Origin of the sequence: Streptomyces sioyaensis (genome assembly GCF_004122735.1) — a bacterium.
Taxonomy (GTDB): domain Bacteria; phylum Actinomycetota; class Actinomycetes; order Streptomycetales; family Streptomycetaceae; genus Streptomyces; species Streptomyces sioyaensis.
Map to the genome: position 1 here is coordinate 15432 of NZ_SDIF01000066.1, position 21710 is coordinate 37141.

Consider the following 21710-nt stretch of genomic DNA (forward strand, 5'->3'; position numbering starts at 1 on the left):
TGCAAGACAGACGAGGCTCGTGCACAGTGAACGACGTGGCGCCTCCCCGAAACAGTCATGACAGAACCGGCACTCCGTCGATCGACTCCGTCTCCCTGGCGATCATCGAGCAGCTCCAGGAGGACGGGCGCCGTCCGTATGCCGCGATCGGCAAGGCCGTGGGCCTGTCCGAAGCGGCGGTGCGCCAGCGCGTACAGAAGCTGCTCGACCAAGGCGTGATGCAGATCGTCGCGGTCACCGACCCCCTCACGGTCGGTTTCCGCCGGCAGGCAATGGTCGGCATCAACGTCGAGGGCGACCTCGACCCCGTGGCCGACGCCCTGACGGCCATGGAGGAGGTCGAGTACGTCGTCATGACCGCAGGCTCCTTCGATCTCCTCATCGAGATCGTCTGCGAGGACGACGACCACCTGCTGGAAATGATCAACAAGCACATCCGCACGCTTCCCGGCGTCCGGACCACCGAGAGCTTCGTGTACCTCAAGCTCCGGAAGCAGACCTACACCTGGGGAACGAGATAGCAATGAGCGGCGACCTCTCCAAGACGGCCTACGACCACCTGTGGATGCACTTCACCCGCATGTCGTCGTACGAGAACGCCCCCGTGCCCACGATCGTGCGCGGCGAGGGCACCAACATCTACGACGACAAGGGCAAGCGCTACATCGACGGCCTCGCCGGCCTCTTCGTGGTCAACGCCGGCCACGGCCGGGTCGAGCTCGCCGAGACGGCCTCCAAGCAGGCGCAGGAGCTGGCCTTCTTCCCCGTGTGGTCCTACGCCCACCCCAAGGCCGTGGAGCTCGCCGAGCGCCTGGCCCACGAGGCCCCCGGCGACCTCAACAAGGTCTTCTTCACCACCGGTGGCGGCGAGGCCGTCGAGACCGCCTGGAAGCTGGCCAAGCAGTACTTCAAGCTCGTCGGCAAGCCGATGAAGCACAAGGTGATATCCCGCGCGGTCGCCTACCACGGCACCCCGCAGGGCGCCCTGTCCATCACCGGTCTGCCCGGCCTGAAGGCCCCCTTCGAGCCGCTGGTCCCCGGCGCGCACAAGGTCCCGAACACCAACATCTACCGCGCCCCGATCCACGGCGACGACCCCGAGGCCTTCGGCCGCTGGGCCGCCGACCAGATCGAGCAGCAGATCCTCTTCGAGGGCCCGGAGACCGTCGCCGCGGTCTTCCTGGAGCCGGTGCAGAACGCCGGCGGCTGCTTCCCGCCGCCCCCCGGCTACTTCCAGCGGGTCCGCGAGATCTGCGACCAGTACGACGTGCTGCTCGTCTCCGACGAGGTCATCTGCGCCTTCGGCCGGCTGGGCACCACGTTCGCCTGCGACAAGTTCGGCTACGTCCCGGACATGATCACCTGCGCCAAGGGCATGACCTCGGGCTACTCCCCGATCGGCGCCTGCATCATCTCCGACCGCCTGGCCGAGCCGTTCTACCAGGGCGACAACACCTTCCTGCACGGCTACACCTTCGGCGGCCACCCGGTCTCCGCGGCCGTCGGCGTCGCCAACCTCGACATCTTCGAGCGTGAGGGCCTCAACCAGCACGTCCTCGACAACGAGGCCAACTTCCTGAACACCCTGCAGAAGCTGCACGACCTGCCGATCGTCGGCGACGTCCGCGGCAACGGCTTCTTCTACGGCATCGAACTCGTCAAGGACAAGGCCACCAAGGAGTCCTTCAACGACGAGGAGACCGAGCGCGTCCTGTACGGCTTCCTCTCCAAGGCGCTGTACGACAACGGTCTCTACTGCCGCGCCGACGACCGTGGCGACCCGGTCATCCAGCTCGCCCCGCCGCTCATCGCCGACCAGCCGGTCTTCGACGAGATCGAGCAGATCCTGCGCACGGTCCTCACCGAGGCCTGGACCAAGCTCTGACCCCCGCGGCAGCGCCCGCCGCACGCCGGGACAACTGAACATCCAGCGGCCCAGATTCACTCACTTCAAGCCATACGAGTGAATCTGGGCCGTTGTGCTGCCAAGCCACGAATACCAGGGGTCACCAGTACTTACCGTGCTAGGGACCGATACCCTCCATGGTCGTTCACCCGGTCGGGGGAACGATTCGACGCCTACAACAAGAGGTGCGCAGATGGTGGCCCCGCCTGACAACGACGTTCTCTGGGCCCGCGGCCTGCACCACACGCACGGCGGCACCTCCGCCCTCGCCGGAGTCTCCGTCGGCGTCCGCGAAGGCGAGATCCTCGCCGTCACCGGCCCGCGCGGCAGTGGCAAGACCACCCTGCTGAAATGTCTCTCCGGCCAGCTCGTCCCGACCGAGGGCGAGGTCTGGTTCAACAGCTCCCCCGTGCACACCCTCTCCTCCCCCAGCCGGGAGCGGCTGCGCCTGGACCGGTTCGGCTGGATCGACACCGAACCGCACCTCGTCCACGAGCTCACCGCCTGGGAGAACGCCGCCCTCCCCCTGCTGCTCCGCGGCACCGGCACCCGCTCCGCCAAGCACACCGCCCTCGAATGGCTCGACCGCCTCGATGTCGGCATGTGCGCCGGCCGCCGCCCCGCCAAGCTCGACCAGTCCCAGCGCCAGCGCGTCGCCATCGCCCGTGCGCTCGCGACCACCCCCCAGGTGCTGTTCGCCGACGAACCGACCGCCCCGCTGCACCGCGCCGACGGCACCCAGGTGCTGCGCACCCTGACCACCGCGGCCCGCTCGCACCAGATCACCGTGGTCCTGGCGACCCATGACCCGGACGTCGCCACGCTCGCCGACCGGAGCCTGGCGCTCCTCGACGGCCGCCCGGCGAGTGCCGCCTCCGCCGCCGGCGGCTCCTCCGATGAGGAAAGCAGGGCAGCGTGCTCGCTCTCCGTCTAGCCCGCGGCTCGCACCCCGTCGTCCTGCTGCGCCGGCTGTCCGTCGCCGCCGCCGCGGCCGGCACCGGGTTCCTGCTGCTCTCCACCGTCGGCCACGCCGCCGGCCACCCGTCCGCGGCCGACCAGTCCCTGGTACGCCTGCTGTGGTGTGCGGCGCCGCTGGCGGCCACCGCCCAGTTCGCGGTGTCCACCGCCCGTACGGACCCCGCCGCCCGTCTGCAGCGCGGGATGGCCGCGGCCGGCCTCGGCCCGCTGCGCCTCACCCTGCTCGCGACGGCCTCCACCGCACTGACCTGTCTGCTCGGCGTCCTCCTCGCGCTGCTGGCCTTCCTGCGGCTGCGCGGCGACCTGGGCGGCCCGGGCAGCTCGGCCTCGCTCGGCATCGACGCCGCCCTGCTCGGCGCGGGCCATCCGGTGCCGCTCGCCGGCGCCCTCCTGCTGCTGGCGACCGTGCCGTTGACCGCCGCGGTCGCCACCGCCGTCGCCCTGCGGCCCCGTAACGAGAACGGCTCCCGCGAGACCGCGGCCCGCCCCCGGACCGCCCCGCCCTCCGGTCTCCCCTGGGGCATCGCCCTGGCCGCGGCCGGCCTGGCGATCGAGGCGTACACCAGCCCCGGCCCGCACGCCCCCGGCGGGCTGCTGCCGCTGCCCGGCCGGCTGATCGGCAGCCCGCCCGGCGTGCTCGCCGGCTGGGCGCTGTCCGCCTTCGGCCTGGTCCTGGCCGGTCCCGGGCTGGTGCATCTGTGCGGCCGGCTGCTCTGCGCCGGGCGGCCGGGCGCGCTGCGCCTGCTGTCCGGGCGGGTGCTCCAGGAGGAGTCGCACCGCCTCGGCCGCCCGCTGGGGGTGCTGTGCGCGGTCGGCTCCGCCGCGTACGCCGCCGTGAAGGTCTACGAGGCCTCGCCCGCCCGTCCCTTCGGGCCGCTCACCGCGGTCGGCGCGGCGGTGGTCCTCGCCTGTGTGACCGCCAGCGCGCTCACCGCCGCACTGGAATCCCGCACCGCCCGCGCCCACACCACGGCCGCCCTTCGCCGGCTGGGCGCCTCCGCGTCCGTCCTCCACCGCGCCGCGGCGCTGCGCGGCCTGGCCCTGGTCCTCGTCCTGGCGCCCCTGACGTGGACGGTCGCGGAGATGGCCACCCTTCCCCTGGTGCACTGAGGGGCCCGGCCCGCCGGGTCCGCGGACGGCTCGGGGCACCGGGGACGGGGGACCTGCGCGGCCGGCGGCGCCGGGGCCCACCGCACACCGCGGTCCCGGACCGCCACCTGGCCCCTGGGGGGCGTCACCGCGGTCCTAACATGACGCACGTGCAGTCGAATTCACATGCCTCCGCCGCCCGCCGTCCCCCCGCCCACGACGACAACCACGACCACGAGATCGAGTCCCTGGAGGAGTTCGACCGGGTCGTCGCCGCCGGCAGCCTCGCCGGACACCGCGTCCAGTCGGTCGATCTGACGGACCGTACGTTCGCGCTGCTCAGCACGGACACCTCGGATTCCGTGTTCCTCGGCTGCGCCATGGAGGAGGACGCCGCCGCCAAGATACGTGCCGGCGGCGCCCTGGTCTTCCCGCCCGTACCGGACCTGCCGTTCGATCCCTACCGGGGCGGGCTCTACGGACCGGACGAGCTCTTCGCGCAGCTGGTCGACGCCGGCTACGACGCCACCCCGGACGCCCGCACCTACGCCTGGTTCCAGGAGACCAAGGCGGACGGCGACATCTTCGCCTCGATGCTGCGCAGCATCCACGACGACGCCGTCTCCGACGCCCTGGACGAAGACCTCGCCGGTGCCCAGGTGGTGGGCATCATGGGCGGCCACGCCCTGGAGCGCGGCTCCGCGGCCTACGCGGGCGCGGCCCGGCTCGGCCGCCGGCTCGCCCGCACCGGCCTGACCGTGGCGACCGGCGGCGGACCGGGCGCGATGGAGGCGGCGAACCTCGGGGCGTACGCCGCGCCCTTCGAGGACGGCATGCTCGACTCGGCGCTGGAGATCCTCGCCAAGGCACCGCACTTCGCCCCGTCGGTCACCGACTGGGCCCGGGCCGCCTTCGAGATACGGCGCGGCTGGCCGGACGGCGGCGCCTCGGTCGGCATCCCCACCTGGTTCTACGGGCACGAGCCGCCGAACGCCTTCGCCTCCCGGATAGCGAAGTACTTCGTCAACGCGGTGCGCGAGGACGGTCTGCTGGCGCGCTCCCGGGCCGGTGTGGTGTTCCTGCCGGGCGCGGCCGGGACCGTACAGGAGATCTTCGACAACGCGACCCCGAACTACTACGGGTCGCGGGGCGAACCGACCCCGATGGTGCTGGTGGACCGCGCGCACTGGACCGAGAAGCTCCCCGCCTGGCCGCTGCTCCAGGCGCTCGCGTCCGGGCGGTCGATGGCGGCCCGGATCGCGCTGGTCGACTCGGTGGACGAAGTCCCGGAGACCCTGGCCCGCCTCGGCACCGGGGCCCCGGCCTGATCCGGCCGCGGCGGGCTCCCCGCTTCCGCGCCGGGCCCCGCCGCCGTTCCCCACCGGACGGCCGTACAGGTGCTTTTGCCCGCCCGAGGCAACGTCGGTCCCCGAATGCACGTCTGCCAGTCCGGCAGTGAAGAGGCAGTACGGACAGCGGGCGAACGGAGCTCTTGGTGATCATCGGTCTGCTGACGGCCGTGGCGGCGTCGGCCGGTTACGGCACGGGATCGGTTCTGCAGGCGCTGGGCTCGCGCAAATCCGCCCGCCGGGAGGCGGCCAAGGCCTCCGCCTCCGGTGTCACCCAGCACGGCGGCCCCAGCCTGGCGTCCACCGCAAAGGCGGCCGTGACCTGGGAATTCATGCTGGGTACGGTGCTGGACTTCGTAGGGTTCGGGCTCGGCGCGCTGGCGGCCCGGCTACTGCCGCTGTTCCTGTCGCAGACCGTGATCAGCGCCAACCTCGTGATCACTGCCGTATTGAGCGTCAAGCTCCTCGGCATCCGGCTCACCCGCGCCGAGTGGACCTCCATCGCCGTGGTCTGTTCGGCGCTGGTGCTGCTGGCCACGGCCGCCGGGCCGGAGGGCAGCGGCCACACCCCGCTCGCCGCCCACTGGTGGCTGCTCGCCGCCTCCGTCGTACTCATCGGCGGCGGCACCGTGGTCGTGCGGCTGCTCGGCGCGCGGGCGGCGATCCTCGCGGGGCTCTTCTCCGGCCTGGGCTTCGGCGCGCTCGGCATCGGGGTACGGGTGCTGAACGGGATGGCCCCCTTCGATCTGCCGTCCCTGCTCGGCGACCCCGCGCTGTACGCGATCGGCGTCGCCGGTATCGGCGGGATGTATCTGCACACCGTCGCCCTCCAGCTCGGCTCAGTGAACGGCGCCACGGCGGCGCTGGTGGTGGGCGAGACGGTGATCCCCGGCATTCTCGGGGTGCTGTGGCTGGGCGACTCCTCCCGGCCGGGCTTCGCCTGGGTCGCCGTCCTGGGCTTCGTGGTGGCGGTGGCCGGGGCCGTCGCGGTCGCGTGGTTCGGCGAACCCGAGGCGGGGGCGCAGCCGGACCCGGCACCGGCCGGTGAGCGGCCCGCCGAGACGGCGGCGCGCTGAGGCGGCGGCCCACGGGGAAGACCGGCCCACGGAGACCGACCGGGCTGCTACGGAGCAGACCCGGCTGCTGAGGACACCGAGGACCGGCCCCTGGCCGGCGCCCGCTCCCCCGGCCGGCGCCCTCCACGCGGTCAGCCCGCCGGCGCCCCGGCGTCCAGCACCACCACGTCCGGGGCGGCGAAGGCGAGGCCCACCCGCTCGCCCACCTCGGGCGCGTCGCGCAGGGTGCAGGCCGCCTCGATCTGCGGTCCGGCGGCGGGGTGCAGCAGCAGCGCGACATGGGTGCCGCGGAACGTCCGGGCCGCGACCGTGGCAGGCAGGCCGTCCGGGGCCGCCGTCAGCCGCACCCCGGCCGGGCGGACGAGCAGGCGGCAGGGCCCGTCCGCGGTGCCGTCCGGGACCGGCACCTTGCCCCAGGGGGTGGCGGCCGCCTCGCCCTGCACCGTCGCCTCGACCACGTTGTCGAAGCCGAGGAAGCGGGCGACGAATTCCGAGGCGGGCCGCTGCCAGACCTCCAGCGGGGTGCCGCTCTGCGCGATCCGGCCGTCCTGCATCACCACGACCCGGTCGGCGAGCGCGAAGGCCTCGCCCTGGTCGTGCGTGACGGCGAGCACGGTCGTACCCAACTCCCGGAAGAGCCGCCGGAGTTCGACGACCAGCCGTTCGCGCAGCCCGCGGTCGAGCTGCCCGAGGGGCTCGTCCAGCATCAGCAGACGGGGGCGGGGGGCCAGCGCGCGGGCCAGCGCGACCCGCTGCTGCTCACCGCCGGACAGCGAGGCCACGGCCCGCCGCTGGGCGCCCGGCAGCCCCACGAGGTCCAGGAGTTCGGTGACCGTACGCTCCCGGTCGGCGCGCGAGGCCCCCCGCATCCGCAGCCCGAAGGCGACGTTGCCCTCGACATCGCGCTGCGGGAAGAGCTGGTGGTCCTGGAACATCAGGCCGACGCCGCGCCGGTGCGCGGGCACCCCCCGCTGCTCCCGCCCCTCCAGCAACACCTGTCCGGCGTCGGCGGGTTGGAGACCCGCGACCACCCTCAGCAGGGTGGACTTGCCGCTGCCGCTCGGCCCCAGGACGCAGACGATCTCCTGCGCGGCGACGTCCAGGTCCACCGCGTCGAGGGCGGGCCGCCCGGCCGCGGTGAAGCGGACGGTCACCCCGCCCAGCCGCAGCAGCTCCGGCGCCCGTGTGCTGGTGTCCCCTGTCGTCATCTAGAACTCCCCGGAGTGGTCGACGGGGCGCAGGCGCTCCAGTACCAGCAGGGCGCCGGCACACACCACCATCAAGATGGTCGACAACGCCATCGCCTGCCCGTAGTTGGTCTCCCCCGCTCGCCCCAGCAGGCGGGCCACGGCGACCGGCAGCGTCGGCCGGTCCGGCCGCGCGATGAAGACGGTCGCCCCGAACTCGCCGAGCGACACCGCGAAGGCGAAGCCCGCGGCGATCAGCAGCGCCCGCCGCACCAGCGGCAGGTCGACCTCACGCCACACCCGCCAGGGCGAGGCGCCGAGCACGGCGGCGGCCTCCCGCAGCCGGGAATCGACCGCCCGCAGGACCGGCAGCATCGTCCGGACCACGAACGGCACTCCCACCAGCGCCTGGGCGAGCGGGACCAGCCACCACGAGGCACGCAGGTCGAGCGGCGGGGTGTCGAGGCTGATCAGAAATCCGAAGCCGACGGTCACCGCGGAGACCCCAAGCGGCAGCATCAGCAGGGCGTCGAAGCCGCGGACGAACCGGCTGATCGCGGGCGTCCGTCCGGACGGGCCGCTCCGCAGCCGGGGCAGCGTCAGGACGGCGGCCGCCAGCCCGCCCACCACCACAGCGATCACCGTGGCCGCGGCCCCGTAGGCGAGCGAATTCCACAGGGCGTCCAGGGGCGCGACGGCGAAGGTGCTGTCGGCGGCCGCGGCGGACCGCAGCGAGGTGTAGAAGACCGTTCCGTAGCCGTCCGGCCCGGCGAACGACCGCTCCACCAGCACCACCAGCGGCACCAGCAGCAGGACGGTGATGACGGCGAGCGTGCCCCACAGCAGGGCCCACTGGCCGCCGCCGCGCGGCCGGTGGGCGGTCCGCGACGCGTCCACCAGCCGCAGCGCGGACTCCCGGCGGCGCACGGCCCGGGCGTGCAGCGCCAGCACGCCCAGGACCGCGGCGAACTGGACGAGCGTGAGCACCGCGGCCGTCGGCAGGTCCAGGAAGTCCGCGGTCTGCCGGTAGATCTCCACCTCCAGCGTGGAGAAGGTGGGCCCGCCCAGGATCTGCACCACGCCGAAGGAGGTGAAGGTGAAGAGGAAGACCATCAGCGCAGCGGCCGCGACGGCCGGGCCCAGCGCGGGCAGCGTCACCCGCCGCCAGGCCGCGAACCGCCCGGCCCCCAGCACCCGCGCCGCCTCTTCCTGCCGCGGATCGAGCTGTCCCCACAGGCCGCCGACGGTGCGGACGACCACCGCGTAGTTGAAGAAGACATGCGCCAGCAGGATCGCCCACACCGAGGTGTCCAGGCGCACCCCCCACAGCTCGTCCAGCAGTCCGCCCCGCCCGACGAGCGCCAGGAAGGCCGTGCCGACGACGACGGTCGGCAGCACGAACGGCACCGCCACCACTGCCCGTAGCAGCTGCTTGCCGGGGAAGTCGAAGCGGGCGAAGACATAGGCGCCAGGCAGCGCGATCAGCAGCGTCAGCACGGTCGAGGCGGCCGCCTGCCAGACGGTGAACCACAGCACCTGCACGACATCCGGCTCGCTCAGCACGGCGCCGAACCGGCCGAACTGCCACGCTCCGCCCTCCTTCAGCCCCCGCCCGACGATCGCCACGACGGGATAGGCGAAGAACAGCGCGAAGAAGGCGAGCGGCACGGCCATCAGGCCGAGCCGCACCGCCGTCCCCTTCGCGGGCCCGCGGCCGCGGGTGCGGGCTACTTCAGAACGAGCGAGGACCACTGCTTGATCCACTGTTCGCGGTTCTTGCTGATCGTCTCCGGAGCCAGCGTCGCCGGCTTGTCGATCGTGGCGCCGTACTTCGTGAACAGCTCCGGCACCTTGGCGTCCGCACGGGCCGGGTTGACGAACATCTGCAGCGGCTCGTCCTCCTGGAACTGCCTGCTCAGCAGGAAGTCCAGCAGCGCCTTGCCGCCCTTTTCGTTCTTCGCGCCCTTCAGCAGGCCGCCGAATTCGATCTGCCGGAAGCAGGTGCCGGTCGCGACGCCGGTCGGTGCCTGCCGGGGCGCGGGCTTCTTGCCGAGCACCTCGGCCGGCGGGCTGGAGGCGTAGGAGACCACCAGCGGCTTGTCCCCCTTGCCCTTGCTCGCCGCGGACCCCGAGAAGCGCTGGTTGTAGGCCTGCTCCCAGCCGTCGACGACCTCGACGCCATTGGCCTTGAGCTTCTTCCAGTAGTCCTGCCAGCCGTCCTTGCCGTACGCGGCGACGGTGGCGAGCTGGAAGGCGAGCCCCGGCGAGGAGGTCGCCGAGTTCTCCGTGACGAGCAGCCCCTTGTACCGGGGCTTGATCAGATCGTCGAAGGTCTTCGGCGGCGCGATCTTGTGCCGGGCGAAGTAGCCGCGGTCGTAGTTGACGCAGATGTCGCCGTAGTCGAGCGGGGTGACGCGGTGCCGGGCCTTGTCCAGCTGCAGCCCGGCCGGGACGTGCGAGAGCCCCTTGGCCTCGTACGGGCTGAAGAGGTCCTCGTCCAGACCGCGCGAGAGCAGGGTGTTGTCGATGCCGAAGAGCACATCGCCCTGCGGATTGTCCTTGGACAGGATCGCCTGGTTGACGGCCTTGCCGGCGTCCCCGCCCTTGAGGACCCGGATCTTGTAGCCGCTCTGCTTCTCGAACGCGGCCTGCACGGACTTGGACATGGTGAACGAGTCATGGCTGACCAGCGTGACGGTCTTGGCGTCCGCGCTGTCGCCCCCCGACGTGCCGCAGGCGGCCAGCGCGGTCATGCCCATGGCGGCGGCAAGCCCTGCCGCGGTGATCCTTCTGGTGGTGCTCACTGAATGTCCTCCTGGCTGACCAGGACGAGACGCGGCCCTGCCCGAAGCCCCCTCCGTACATCCGCGGACGTACGGAGGGGACTTCGGGCAGGGCACAACAGCATGAGTGACGACCGAACTTCCTACCCGGCATGACCCGGGCGAGGTTCAAGGGTCTGCGGGCACCGTAGGACTACGGCGCTTCCGCACTCTCAGCGCTGTGGCGCTCCCCTGTCGGAATGTGCATTTGTTCGATCACACAGTACCAGCGAGCGGTCAGCGTTCCGAGGCCGCGAGCTGCCCGCAGGCGCCGTCGATCTCCTGACCGCGGGTGTCGCGGACGGTCACCGGCACCCCGTGCGCCTCGATGGCCCGCACGAACGCCAGCTCGTCCTCGGGACGCGAGGCGGTCCACTTCGACCCGGGAGTCGGGTTCAGCGGAATGAGGTTCACATGGACGCGCTTGCCCTTCAGCAGCCGGCCCAGCAGGTCACCGCGCCACGCCTGGTCGTTGATGTCCCGGATCAGCGCGTACTCGATCGAAATCCGCCGCCCGGACTTCTCCGCGTACTCCCACGCCGCGTCCAGCACCTCACGCACCTTCCAGCGCGTGTTGACGGGGACGAGCGTGTCCCGCAACTCATCGTCGGGGGCGTGCAGCGACACGGCCAGCCGGCACTTGAAGCCCTCCTCGGCGAACCGCAGCATGGCCGGCACCAGCCCGACCGTCGAGACGGTGATGCCCCGCTGGGACAGCCCCAGCCCGTCGGGCTCGGGGTCGGTCAGCCGCCGGATCGCGCCGACCACCCGCTTGTAGTTGGCGAGCGGCTCCCCCATCCCCATGAAGACGATGTTGGACAGCCGCGCCGGCCCACCGGGCACCTCGCCGTCGCGCAGCGCACGCATCCCGTCGACGATCTGGTGCACGATCTCGGCGGTCGACAGATTCCGGTCCAGCCCCGCCTGCCCCGTCGCACAGAACGGACAGTTCATTCCGCAGCCGGCCTGCGAGGAGATGCACATGGTGACCCGGTCGGGGTAGCGCATCAGCACCGACTCGACGAGCGTCCCGTCATGCAGCTTCCACAGCGTCTTGCGCGTGGTGTCGTCATCGCACGAGATGTGCCGCACGACCTTCATCAGCTCCGGCAGCAGCTCGCCCGCCAGCTTCTCGCGCGCCGCCGCCGGAATGTCCGTCCACTGCGCCGGATCATGCGCATAACGGGCAAAGTAGTGCTGCGACAACTGCTTGGCGCGAAACGGCTTCTCCCCGATCGCGGCCACCGCTTCGCGACGCTCGTCAGGGCTGAGATCAGCAAGGTGCCGCGGCGGCTTCTTGGCCCCGCGCGGCGCAACAAAAGTAAGTTCTCCGGGTGCAGGCATGGTGGGTCCAGTGTGGCAGATCATCTGGCCCCGCCCAGGTGAGAGCGGGGTGGGGGCCGTCACCCTCGGGCGTCGCCTGCCGCCCCTGGGCCGACCTCGCGAGCCATGGTCGACCAAAGGCGCCCACACTCGACAAATCCACCTATCACGCAAAACGCTCTCGGAGGTACCTCACGCGCTGCAATGCTTATGGGTAGCGCGACCAGGGAGAGCGAAGTGAGCCAACCCGTACATGCACCTGGGGCACCCAAAGCACTCAATCCACTGTGGATCATATCGCTGTTCCTCACCGTTTCAGAAGCCTCCGCCGGTACGGCGGCCACTCAAACACAAGGCTGGCTGCAAGCAGTTCTTGTGCTCTTTTCGGTAATCTTCCCGGTAGGCGTAGCGTCCGCATTCTTCGCCATCCTTGTGCAGCGGCCGTACGTACTCTACGCCCCCAAGGACTACTCCAAAAACCCGAGCGTACGAGACTTCGTCAACGCTCTCAACACGTCACGCAATCGCAGCGTGGAGAATATGGAGGCCTCCATTCGCTCAGCGATGGAGGAGGTGATCCCCAAGATGCTCGATGCGAAAATAAGCGCCCTCAACAAGGACGCCATCGTGACGGAGGCGATCGAAAGCGCACGCGAAGACTTCCGGCAACGCTTCATCGAGATTTCCTACAGCCAAATGGACCAGGATATGGAACCGGCACAAATCCCGGTAGGCGAGGATACCGGCGTGCAGGAATTCTTGAACGAGGCCTGGTCGTTCACTCCGGAATGGATCCCCCCGTACACCTACGGCGACAAGTGGGTGCTGGTCGATCAAGAGAAGGGGCGCTCCTACCGCAAGATGGGGGCACACTGGGCCCGCCGTCACGGAAAAGGGGAGTCGGATGACAGGCTGCTTTACAGCACCGGCATTTCAGCAGGAGACGTTCTGCAGGCCGTGCCGCTCAATTAACGTCGGGCCGCTCACATCGGGGCCTCGTTCGGCGGCCATCGCTCGCTGACACGGCGGTCGGACACGGATGCGTGCTCGCACGTCGCCATCGGCCGCGGGCCGGGGAGCGAGCGCGGCGAGCCGTGTACGCGTAGAGAAATCTGCTACTCAAGCTCCGGACGCGATGCGCCACAGCGGAGCCTCGTACTGCCCCGGGCGGCTGCTGAGCAGCAGTGCCCTGAGGTCCTGGCACTGGTTGCCGCTGAGCCCGAAAGCTTCGGCGAGCCGGCGGAACGTCGTGTGCGTGATGCCGCGGCTCCGGGCGTCGGCCTCGAAGTCGTCGAGCTGGTGGAGGACCGCTTCCGGGTCCGGCTTCTGGGCGGGCCGACTGCCCAGCCGACTCGCCTTGTTCCGCTCGTAGTCGATCTCGGAGAAGCCGCAGATCTCGCGGCTGTACTGCTCGACCTGGTGCAGGTTCTCCGTCGCCAGGATGGCGCGGGCGAGCTGGTTGCGGTTCAGCGCCTCGTCGAGGTCGGCCTCGTGGACGACGGGGCCGTCGTCGGTGAGCGGGACCGGCAGGCCGGCGTCCCGTACTTCGCACCGGCCGCGGGCGCCTCGTGCCGTGGCGGCCAGCATGGCCGTGGCCTCGGAGGGGTGCCACTCCAGGACCGAGCTGACGGGCGTGACGTGCTCGGCGGTGAGGGTCAGGGCGACGGGGCCGAGGCGGTCGCGGAGGGCGTCGGCGGGGAGTTCGCCGTCGAGGCCGGGGCCGGCGACCAGGAGCCGTACGGGGTAGTTGAGTTCGCAGCAGGCCGCGAGGGTGAGGGCGTCGGCGAGGGGGCTGCGGAGGGTGGGCTCGTCGCCCCGGGCGAGGATGTCGCCGCCGACGTCCAGGAGGTCGACGGAGTCCGGCTCCAAGTGCTGGATGAGCTCTTCGAGCTGGCGAACCATGCCCTCGGCGCCGTGGTGCGGATCGATGAGTGCGAAGGTCTGCGGGAGCTCCGCGGCCAGCCTGGGAAGTGTCGAGCCCGCGGGAGCAATCGGTGTTGCGTCGGCGGGAACCGTCTGGACGCTTCGGGTGAGGGGGCGGAGGCCGGTGAAGTTGGCCGGCCCTCTTGGGCCCGGAACCGGGTCGATCAAGAGGCGGTCCCACGCGTAGGTGAGGACCACCGCCGGAGTTTCGCCGCCGTGGACGGCGGCGTCCAGCATCGCTGCGGCAACGGCGTCGCCGCCTCCTCCCGCTGCCACGATCAGGCGCGTCACATGCGCCAGCGTACGCGCCGGCGACCCGCACCGGCCACCGCGCAACGCGCGTACCAGCGGGCAAAACTGCTGGTGGGGGGCTTCCGGCTACCCGTCGTCCGCAGGGAATGAGTTCCCGGGGAGGCGACGGTGAAGCCGTCGGGTTCCGCAGGCGGGCGGCCCAGGGGCGGCTCCCGCCGAGGCAAGCGGGCGGCCCCCGCCGAGGCGGGGGCCGCGAGGCGTCAGATGAGCCTCCAGTGCCGGGCGGACCGGCCTGCTTCGTGCCGGCTGAGCCCCGTACGCAGCACGGTGAGGACCTGGTCGAGGTCGTCGCCCTGGTGGGGATCGTCGGCCATGCGGTTGCGACGCCGGACGCCGCAGCCGGTGCAGCGGTGGACGATCATGTAGCCCTTGGTGGAGTGGTGATCGACGGCCACCGGGCGCATCAGCGCCCGGCAGTCACTGGCACGGTCTCCGGGCCTGACGTCCACATGACGTGAGTGCAGGCACCGCGGGCAGTGGTTGCGATAGCTCCCGTTGACCAGGGGCGCGACCTCTTCCCCGCAGTTGCCGCAGGTAAAGCCGGTGTTCTCGGTGGTTCTGCTGATGGTGCTGCTCCTCGGCGAGTCGAAGGGATCTTCAACTCGGAGGCGCAGGGTTCCGTTGGCTCTCCCCCTGTTCAGGGGTCTCAGGCTCGGCCGGCGAGGGACGCGGTTCACCGCCCGCTTCTCGGGCGGGCGATTACTTCCGGCTCCAGCTTCATCAGGGCGTGCTCGCATCCCTGAATCCGGACCACGACCGGGTTTGTCGATTTGTCCCGGTCACTGTCACGCGGGCCTCCCCACGTGCCGCCGGTAGGTGTCGGTCCGGCCTCACTGACGTCGGCGCCGTCCCCCGTCAGGCAGCACCGGCAGCGGCACAGCGCTTCTTGATCACGCCACCTCCTCATCCGTGTCACGGAGTGTCCCGAAGGCCGCCGGAACGGCTTCGGGGTGTGATGTCCACTTTATGCCGCGGTCCCCCGAGCCCGGCATCCGTTTTCTCTGGGCCTGGGGCACGAAAAGGGGCCCCCGCTTGGCGCGGAAGGCCCCTCACGCACCTGACGAAGCGTGCTGCACAAAGGAGAAAGGAAGCGGGGAGCGGAGCCCCTGAACCCGGCTCCGCTCCCCGCTACGGGATTCCGTGCCGTCAGCCGGATCCCACAAAGACCACGAACAGCAGCCAGACGACGGGCGCGGTCGGCAGCAGGGAGTCGAGACGGTCCATGATCCCGCCGTGACCGGGGAGCAGGGTGCCCATGTCCTTGATGCCGAGATCGCGCTTGATCATGGATTCACCGAGGTCACCGAGGGTGGCGCTGGCCGCGACCGCAAGTCCGAGCAGCAGGCCCTGCCACCAGGCACCGTGCGCGATCAGGAATTCCATGCACAGCGCGCCGGCCACCATCGCGAAGAGCACCGCGCCGACGAGTCCCTCGCGGGTCTTGCCGGGGCTGATGCGCGGTGCCAGCTTGTGCTTGCCGAACCGCCAGCCGACCGCGTACGCCCCGGTGTCGCTGACGACCGTCAGCAGCAGGAAGGTCAGCACCCGCAGCGCCCCGTCGGCCTCGGCCGCGAGCATCAGCGCCACGAACGTCGCGAGGAACGGCACGTAGAACGCGGCGAAGACACCGGCGGTGACGTCCCGCAGATAGTTCTCGGGCGCCTCGGTCATCCGCCAGACGAGCACGGCGAGCGCGGTGAGCGCCATCGCCACCCAGGCGCCCTCGGCACCGCGCACGTATCCGGCGACCACCATGGCGGTGCCGCCGACTGCGAGCGGCACCAGCGGCACCTTGATGTCCTTGCGCTCGGCCAGCCGCGAGGTCAGCTCCCACAGGCCCACGACGACAGCGATCGCTATCACGCCGATGAAGACAGGCTTGTAGACGAAGAGCGACGCAACGATGATCACGCCGAGGCCGACGCCGACCCCTATCGCGGCACGGAGGTTGCGGCCCGCGCTCTTCTTCTTCGGCTTCTCTGAGTCCGGCGAGCTGTCGGACCCGGAACGAGAGGTGGGCATGGGCTCCTGCGGCTTTTCGTCGCGGAACAGGGGGCCGCTCAGGCGAGCAGCCCCCCGGCCGTCCAGGTGATCCCGGTTTTCCCGGATGTCCCGATGTTCCCGGTCGTCGTCCTGGTGTCCGCCTGGCCCGGGCACGAGGGGCATGGGCCGAGTCTGCGCCGCGTCGCCCCAGTCATACACGGGACCCGCCGGGACGGGGGGCGCCACCCCGCGAAGCGAGGAGGCCGGTCCGTGATCGGGCGGTCCCCATTGACCGGCGCCGGGCGGGGCCCCCCAGGAAGACTCGTTCATCAGACCTCGAGGAGCTCGGATTCCTTGTGCTTGAGGAGCTCGTCCACCTGCGCGACGTACTTCGCGGTGGTGTCGTCGAGCTCCTTCTCGGCGCGGCGCACCTCGTCCTCGCCGGACTCCTTGTCCTTGACGAGCTTGTCGAGGGTCTCCTTGGCCTTGCGGCGCACGCTGCGGATCGAGATCTTCGCGTCCTCGCCCTTGTTCTTGGCGACCTTGATGAACTCCTTGCGGCGCTCCTCGGTCAGCTCCGGGAAGGTCACCCGGATGATGTTGCCGTCGTTGCTCGGGTTGACGCCGAGGTCGGAGTCGCGGATGGCCTGCTCGATGTTGCGCAGCGCGCTCTTGTCGAACGGGGTCACCACGGCCATCCGCGGCTCGGGCACCGAGAACGACGCCAGCTGGTTGATCGGCGTCATGGCGCCGTAGTAGTCCGCCACGATCTTGTTGAACATCGCCGGGTGCGCACGCCCGGTGCGAATCGCGGCGAAGTCCTCCTTGGCGACCACGACGGCCTTCTCCATCTTCTCCTCGGCCTCGAGGAGGATCTCTTCGATCACCACTTGCTCCTGGTCTTTTCGGTAAGAAGCAGAGCCTCGCCCCTGCCGCACGTCTTCTCCTGCACGGTGTCCGACCGGCAGGCAGTTGTCCATCCCCGTACCGGGGTCTGCCCCCGGTAGGGAGTTGCCGCCCGTACAGGCCGATGCCCGTACGGAACCACGGCAGTTGGGGCCGTCAGGCCCGAGTGCCCTGATCGCTGACGAGCGTGCCGATCTTCTCACCCTTCACCGCGCGCGCGATGTTGCCCTCGGCGAGCAGTTCGAACACGAGGATCGGGAGCTTGTTGTCCCGGCACAGGGTGATGGCGGTGGCGTCGGCGATCTTCAGGTCGCGGGTGATGACCTCGCCGTATTCGAGCGCGTCGAACTTCACCGCGTCCGGGTTCTTCTTGGGGTCGGAGTCGTAGACCCCGTCCACCCCGTTCTTGCCCATCAGCATGGCCTCGGCGTCGATCTCCAGGGCACGCTGGGCGGCGGTGGTGTCGGTGGAGAAGTACGGCATGCCCATGCCCGCGCCGAAGATGACGACCCGGCCCTTCTCCAGGTGGCGCACCGCGCGCAGCGGGATGTACGGCTCGGCGACCTGACCCATGGTGATGGCCGTCTGGACGCGGGAGTCGATGCCCTCCTTCTCCAGGAAGTCCTGGAGCGCCAGACAGTTCATGACCGTGCCGAGCATGCCCATGTAGTCGGAGCGCGCCCGGTCCATACCGCGCTGCTGGAGTTCCGCGCCCCGGAAGAAGTTGCCGCCGCCGATCACGACGGCGATCTCGTAGCCGTCGCGCACCACGGCGGCGATCTCGCGGGCCATCGCGTGCACGACGTCGGGGTCGACGCCCAGGCCGCCGCCGCCGGCGAACGCTTCGCCCGACAGCTTCAGCAGGAAGCGTCGCCTGCCGCCGTGACCGGCATGGTCTGTGTGCGCGCCGTCGGCACCGTGAATCATTGAGCTCTCCTCGTGCACATACGAAGAAGGCCATTGCCGTGGGTCTGGTCCAGATCCCTCTGCGGCAATGGCCTCCTCGTCACATCTGCGGCCGGCCGGTGCGCGGCCGACTGCGTACGACCCTAGCGGGGTCGTAGGTCATTCGCTGCCTTCGCGACAGGCTCAGATGCCGACCTTGATGCGCGCGAAGCGCTTCAGGGTGACACCGGCCTCCTGGAGGACCTTCTCGACGGACTTCTTGTTGTCGAGCGCGTACGGCTGGCCGAGCAGCGTCGCGTCCTTGAAGAAGCCGTTGATGCGGCCTTCGACGATCTTCGGCAGCGCGGCCTCGGGCTTGCCCTCGGCGCGGGTGGTCTCCTCGGCGACGCGGCGCTCGGCCTCGACGACCTCGGCCGGGACGTCGTCCTTGGCGAGGTACTTCGGGGCGAAGGCGGCGATGTGCTGCGCGACACCCTTGGCGACCTCGGCGTTCTCCTTGTCGAGCTCGACGAGGACACCGATCTGCGGGGGAAGGTCCGGCATCGTGCGGTGCATGTACGCCAGCACGTAGCCGTCGGAGAACTGCGCGAAGCGGTCCAGGACGATCTTCTCGCCCAGGGTGGCGTTGGCCTCGTCGACGAACGCCTGGACGGTCTTGCCGGCCTCGATCTCGGAGGCGAGCAGGGCCTCGATGTCGGCCGGGGCGGACTTCGCGGCGTGCGCGGCGATCTGGTTGGCGACGGCCTGGAACTTCTCGCCCTTGGCGACGAAGTCCGTCTCGCACTTCAGCTCGACGATGACGCCGGAGGAGTTGTCGTCGGCGATCAGGGAGACCACGGCGCCGTTCTCGGCGGAGCGGCCCTCGCGCTTGGCGACGCCCTTCTGGCCCTTGATGCGCAGCGCCTCGACGGCCTTGTCGACGTTGCCCTCGGCCTCGTCCAGGGCCTTCTTGCAGTCCATCATGCCGGCGCCGGTGAGCTCGCGGAGCTTCTTGACGTCAGCGGCGGTGTAGTTCGCCATGGTCTGTGAATCTCTTCTCGAAATCTCGAAGTCGAAAGATCTACGGGTGGACGGCGGGGCCGGCGCTGGTGGCGCCCTCCCCCGCCGTCGTCAACCGGATGCTGCGGGTCAGGCCTGCTCGCCCGGCTTCTCGGCGTCGGCCGGCTTCTCGGCCTCGGCGGCGGGGGCCTCGGCGGGCTTCTCCTCGGCCTTGGGGGCCTCGTCGTCAGCCTTCTTCTCGCCCTCGAGCAGGTCGCGCTCCCACTCGGCCAGCGGCTCGGCGGCAGCGGCCTTCTCGCCGGGCTTCTGGTCGCCGGTGGCGGCACCGGAGCGGGCGATGAGACCCTCGGCGACGGCGTCGGCGATCACGCGGGTGAGCAGGGTGACGGAGCGGATCGCGTCGTCGTTGCCCGGGATCTTGTAGTCGACCTCGTCCGGGTCGCAGTTGGTGTCGAGGATCGCGACGACCGGGATGTTGAGCTTGCGCGCCTCACCGACGGCGATGTGCTCCTTCTTGGTGTCCACGATCCAGACGGCGCTGGGCACCTTCTGCATCTCGCGGATACCACCGAGGGTCTTCTCCAGCTTGGCCTTCTCGCGGGAGAGGACGAGGAGCTCCTTCTTGGTGAGGCCGGAGGCGGCCACATCCTCGAAGTCGATCTGCTCGAGCTCCTTCAGGCGCTGCAGGCGCTTGTAGACGGTCGAGAAGTTGGTCAGCATGCCGCCGAGCCAGCGCTGGTTCACGTAGGGCATGCCCACGCGGGTCGCCTGCTCGGCAATGGCCTCCTGGGCCTGCTTCTTCGTGCCGACGAACATGACCGAGCCGCCGTGGGCGACGGTCTCCTTGACGAACTCGTAGGCGCGGTCGATGTACGACAGCGACTGGAGCAGGTCGATGATGTAGATGCCGTTGCGCTCGGTGAAGATGAAGCGCTTCATCTTCGGGTTCCAGCGGCGGGTCTGGTGCCCGAAGTGGACGCCGCTCTCCAGCAGCTCCCGCATCGTGACGACGGCCATGGCCGTACTCCTTGTTGTTCTCGGTTCCACTGCGGCCGGTCGGCCGCGGTGCCTGACGCCCCGACGCGCCTGCCGGGGAAGGCACCTTGCGGAGCCGTCCGAGGACCGAGGAGCGCGGCCGTCGTGCTGCCCGAACGGGACTGGTGCACTGACGGCGGGGCGTGCGAAGTCGACCCGGTGACCCGGATCGCCACCAGAAGTGTACGGGACGGGCGATGCACCGGGCGACACGCACCTTTTCGCACCCCGAGTGGGTGACACCGTTGTCCACAACCGGCCCTCCGTCCACAGCTCCGCACCAAGATCCCCACGCCCCGACGTCCTGCGCCACCGTCGGAACATGCGACGACACACCCGACGGAACCCACCACCACCCTCCGGCCCGACCAGAGGCCTTGCCACCTTCGGCGGCCTCGCCCCCGGCTCCGGCTCTCGGCGACCGCTCGCCGCCGGGCAGGCCGAAGCGTTCAGCCGCCCGCGATCACTCCCCGTTCCCGCTCCCCTTACCCGTCCCCGCTCCGGCTGCCGCTTCCGCCAGCCCGCGCTGCCCTTACGGCCTCCGGCCCCGCCCGGGGAGCCTCGCGCATCCGGCCCGAGCTGCTTCTTCCCGGCCCGCGCCGTGGAAGTACTGCTGGCCCCGGCCACGGCCGCGGTACTCGCCTTCCTGGGCTCGGGCCTCGCGCACGCTGCCGCCGCCCCGCCCATGGGCACGACGGTGGAGCGCGGGTCGCATGCAACGACGATGCGGACCGCTGGCCGGTCGACGGAGGGGCCTGCAAAGGAGCCTGCGGAGGGACCTGCGGGCGCGGCAGGGGCCAGGGGCACAGAAGATCCCGCGCGCGCCGAGCCCAGCGCCGAGCCATCCGCTGGGGAACGGTCCTGGCCTGTGGCGGGGCCGGCGGGGATACGGCCCACCGTGCTGCGAGGCTGGGACCCTCCCCCGTCCCCCTGGGCGGCCGGGCACCGCGGCGTCGACCTGGCCTCATCCGCCGGTGCGGAAGTACTGGCCGCGGCACCGGGCCGGGTGGTGTACGCGGGCACGGTGGCGGGCCGGGGCGTCCTGACCATCGAGGTGTCCCGCTCGGGCCGCCCTCCCCTGCGCACCACCTACGAGCCGGTCCACCCCACGGCCCGGAAGGGGCAGCACGTCACAGCAGGCCAGAGGGTCGCCGTGCTGCAACGCGGTCCGTTCCACTGCCGGGCACCATGCCTCCACTGGGGCTTACGGCGCGGCAAGGCCTACCTGGACCCGTTGTCGCTGCTGCCCCGGAGCATGCTCCGCAGCGGCCCCTCACGACTGCTGCCGGTCTTCGGGGCCCCCGTACCGACGGACAGCCGCACGCTCCCCCGTCATCCCGAGCCAACCGAACCAGCAGCCCACGCCCGAAGCCCGGCACCGACCACGGCCGCCCTCCTGGGAACCGTGGGCCTCGCGGCCGCCGCGCTGTGGGCGCTCGGGCGACTCCCTCGACCCGGTCGGCGAGCAGGAGGAGCGGGTAGGGGCGAGTAAGGGAAGGGGCGTGCGCGGGCTGCGGTAGCGGGGACGGCGGATGGAGGGCGTGGCCTCGGGCGCGGGCGCCGGTCAACCGAGCGGCGGAGTCGCAGACGGCCAGGCGACCGAGCGGTGGGACCACAGGCTGGTGAGGCCGCACGACCCGTGGGGCGACTGATCCAGGCGATCGAACGGCGGGGCCCCAGGCCGGTGAGGCAGCACGATCGGTGGGGCCACGGATCCAGGCGATGGAGCCGAGAGACCACAGGCCAGTGAGGCGACAGGACTGCTGGGGCCATAGATCACCCAGGTCACGGCCCGGTGGGCCACAAGCCCGGCCTTGTATCAGACCGTCGAGGCAACAGACCGGTCGCGTCGCGCGTTGCGGGCTGTGAGCTGCGAGCTGCCGGGCTCACGAGTGGGGGTGGTGGGGAGGGAGCTG

General features: G+C 70.8%; 19 protein-coding genes. 8 read left to right on the top strand and 11 right to left on the bottom strand.

The features are described from left to right. The first annotated feature begins 26 nt into the window (after window positions 1–26). From EST54_RS21585 to EST54_RS21610, 6 genes are all read left to right on the top strand, one after another. On the top strand, window positions 27–521 hold the full coding sequence (locus EST54_RS21585; RefSeq protein WP_174857488.1) for an Lrp/AsnC family transcriptional regulator: 495 nt from the start codon (window positions 27–29) through the stop codon (window positions 519–521). A 2-nt stretch (window positions 522–523) separates the two neighbouring features. After that, window positions 524–1885 carry an aspartate aminotransferase family protein gene (locus EST54_RS21590; protein WP_129249345.1) on the top strand — a complete coding sequence of 454 codons (1362 nt, stop codon included), beginning with the start codon at window positions 524–526 and terminating at the stop codon, window positions 1883–1885. A 214-nt stretch (window positions 1886–2099) separates the two neighbouring features. Then, window positions 2100–2840: an ABC transporter ATP-binding protein gene (locus EST54_RS21595; RefSeq protein ID WP_129249347.1), complete on the top strand. Its 741-nt coding sequence runs from the start codon at window positions 2100–2102 to the stop codon at window positions 2838–2840. Beyond that, entirely contained in the window at window positions 2822–3994 is a 1173-nt protein-coding gene (locus tag EST54_RS21600; RefSeq protein WP_129249349.1) for a hypothetical protein, read from the top strand. The genes EST54_RS21595 and EST54_RS21600 overlap by 19 nt, the downstream gene beginning before the upstream one ends. A 140-nt stretch (window positions 3995–4134) precedes the next feature. Next, a complete protein-coding gene (locus EST54_RS21605) occupies window positions 4135–5301 on the top strand; it encodes an LOG family protein (protein ID WP_129249350.1) in 1167 nt (388 codons plus the stop codon). 167 nt (window positions 5302–5468) lie between these two features. Next, window positions 5469–6398: a DMT family protein gene (locus tag EST54_RS21610; RefSeq protein WP_129249352.1), complete on the top strand. Its 930-nt coding sequence runs from the start codon at window positions 5469–5471 to the stop codon at window positions 6396–6398. 131 nt (window positions 6399–6529) lie between these two features. On the opposite strand, the gene EST54_RS21615 is transcribed toward EST54_RS21610, so the two are convergent. The 4 genes from EST54_RS21615 to rlmN all read right to left on the bottom strand — a co-directional run bounded on the left by EST54_RS21615 (window position 6530) and on the right by rlmN (window position 11751). Continuing rightward, window positions 6530–7606: an ABC transporter ATP-binding protein gene (locus EST54_RS21615; protein ID WP_129249353.1), complete on the bottom strand. Its 1077-nt coding sequence runs from the start codon at window positions 7604–7606 to the stop codon at window positions 6530–6532. After that, complete coding sequence (locus EST54_RS21620) at window positions 7607–9274, bottom strand: ABC transporter permease (protein WP_129249355.1); 1668 nt, start codon at window positions 9272–9274, stop codon at window positions 7607–7609. A 38-nt stretch (window positions 9275–9312) separates the two neighbouring features. Then, entirely contained in the window at window positions 9313–10389 is a 1077-nt protein-coding gene (locus EST54_RS21625) for a thiamine ABC transporter substrate-binding protein (RefSeq protein ID WP_174857489.1), read from the bottom strand. A 255-nt stretch (window positions 10390–10644) separates the two neighbouring features. Continuing rightward, window positions 10645–11751, bottom strand: coding sequence for a 23S rRNA (adenine(2503)-C(2))-methyltransferase RlmN (gene rlmN, locus EST54_RS21630; protein WP_129249357.1), 1107 nt, complete (start codon window positions 11749–11751; stop codon window positions 10645–10647). A gap of 216 nt (window positions 11752–11967) precedes the next feature. On the opposite strand from rlmN, the gene EST54_RS21635 reads away from it, so the two are divergent. Continuing rightward, on the top strand, window positions 11968–12702 hold the full coding sequence (locus tag EST54_RS21635) for a hypothetical protein (protein ID WP_129249359.1): 735 nt from the start codon (window positions 11968–11970) through the stop codon (window positions 12700–12702). A gap of 147 nt (window positions 12703–12849) precedes the next feature. Here EST54_RS21635 and EST54_RS21640 read toward each other — a convergent pair whose 3' ends face one another. The 7 genes from EST54_RS21640 to rpsB all read right to left on the bottom strand — a co-directional run bounded on the left by EST54_RS21640 (window position 12850) and on the right by rpsB (window position 19776). Beyond that, window positions 12850–13944: a DUF1152 domain-containing protein gene (locus tag EST54_RS21640; RefSeq protein WP_167511587.1), complete on the bottom strand. Its 1095-nt coding sequence runs from the start codon at window positions 13942–13944 to the stop codon at window positions 12850–12852. A gap of 221 nt (window positions 13945–14165) precedes the next feature. Further along, entirely contained in the window at window positions 14166–14702 is a 537-nt protein-coding gene (locus EST54_RS21645; protein WP_203525381.1) for an RNHCP domain-containing protein, read from the bottom strand. A 409-nt stretch (window positions 14703–15111) separates the two neighbouring features. Then, window positions 15112–16278 (bottom strand): phosphatidate cytidylyltransferase, encoded by a 1167-nt coding sequence (locus EST54_RS21650; protein WP_129249361.1) that lies wholly within the window; start codon window positions 16276–16278, stop codon window positions 15112–15114. Further along, on the bottom strand, window positions 16278–16835 hold the full coding sequence (gene frr, locus EST54_RS21655) for a ribosome recycling factor (RefSeq protein ID WP_006602824.1): 558 nt from the start codon (window positions 16833–16835) through the stop codon (window positions 16278–16280). Before frr ends, EST54_RS21650 begins: the two co-directional genes overlap by 1 nt. Before the next feature lie 175 nt (window positions 16836–17010). Continuing rightward, the gene (gene pyrH, locus EST54_RS21660; RefSeq protein WP_093485391.1) at window positions 17011–17781 is read right to left on the bottom strand and encodes a UMP kinase; all 771 of its coding nucleotides are present in this window, start codon (window positions 17779–17781) and stop codon (window positions 17011–17013) included. A 162-nt stretch (window positions 17782–17943) separates the two neighbouring features. Beyond that, complete coding sequence (gene tsf, locus EST54_RS21665) at window positions 17944–18780, bottom strand: translation elongation factor Ts (RefSeq protein WP_129249362.1); 837 nt, start codon at window positions 18778–18780, stop codon at window positions 17944–17946. A gap of 108 nt (window positions 18781–18888) precedes the next feature. Continuing rightward, on the bottom strand, window positions 18889–19776 hold the full coding sequence (gene rpsB, locus EST54_RS21670) for a 30S ribosomal protein S2 (RefSeq protein WP_129249364.1): 888 nt from the start codon (window positions 19774–19776) through the stop codon (window positions 18889–18891). Between the two features lie 742 nt (window positions 19777–20518). On the opposite strand from rpsB, the gene EST54_RS21675 reads away from it, so the two are divergent. Continuing rightward, entirely contained in the window at window positions 20519–21286 is a 768-nt protein-coding gene (locus EST54_RS21675; protein ID WP_174857490.1) for a murein hydrolase activator EnvC family protein, read from the top strand. Window positions 21287–21710 lie beyond the last annotated feature (424 nt).

Bases quoted from the DNA above. Each gene is read 5' to 3' on its own strand.
- EST54_RS21615 (WP_129249353.1), bottom strand. From the start codon at position 7,606: ATGACGACAGGGGACACCAGCACACGGGCGCCGGAGCTGCTGCGGCTG.
- tsf (WP_129249362.1), bottom strand. From the start codon at position 18,780: ATGGCGAACTACACCGCCGCTGACGTCAAGAAGCTCCGCGAGCTCACC.
- rpsB (WP_129249364.1), bottom strand. From the start codon at position 19,776: ATGGCCGTCGTCACGATGCGGGAGCTGCTGGAGAGCGGCGTCCACTTC.
- rlmN (WP_129249357.1), bottom strand. From the start codon at position 11,751: ATGCCTGCACCCGGAGAACTTACTTTTGTTGCGCCGCGCGGGGCCAAG.
- EST54_RS21645 (WP_203525381.1), bottom strand. From the start codon at position 14,702: ATGCGAGCACGCCCTGATGAAGCTGGAGCCGGAAGTAATCGCCCGCCC.
- EST54_RS21590 (WP_129249345.1), top strand. From the start codon at position 524: ATGAGCGGCGACCTCTCCAAGACGGCCTACGACCACCTGTGGATGCAC.
- EST54_RS21605 (WP_129249350.1), top strand. From the start codon at position 4,135: ATGACGCACGTGCAGTCGAATTCACATGCCTCCGCCGCCCGCCGTCCC.
- EST54_RS21650 (WP_129249361.1), bottom strand. From the start codon at position 16,278: ATGAACGAGTCTTCCTGGGGGGCCCCGCCCGGCGCCGGTCAATGGGGA.
- pyrH (WP_093485391.1), bottom strand. From the start codon at position 17,781: ATGATTCACGGTGCCGACGGCGCGCACACAGACCATGCCGGTCACGGC.
- EST54_RS21675 (WP_174857490.1), top strand. From the start codon at position 20,519: ATGCGGACCGCTGGCCGGTCGACGGAGGGGCCTGCAAAGGAGCCTGCG.
- EST54_RS21595 (WP_129249347.1), top strand. From the start codon at position 2,100: ATGGTGGCCCCGCCTGACAACGACGTTCTCTGGGCCCGCGGCCTGCAC.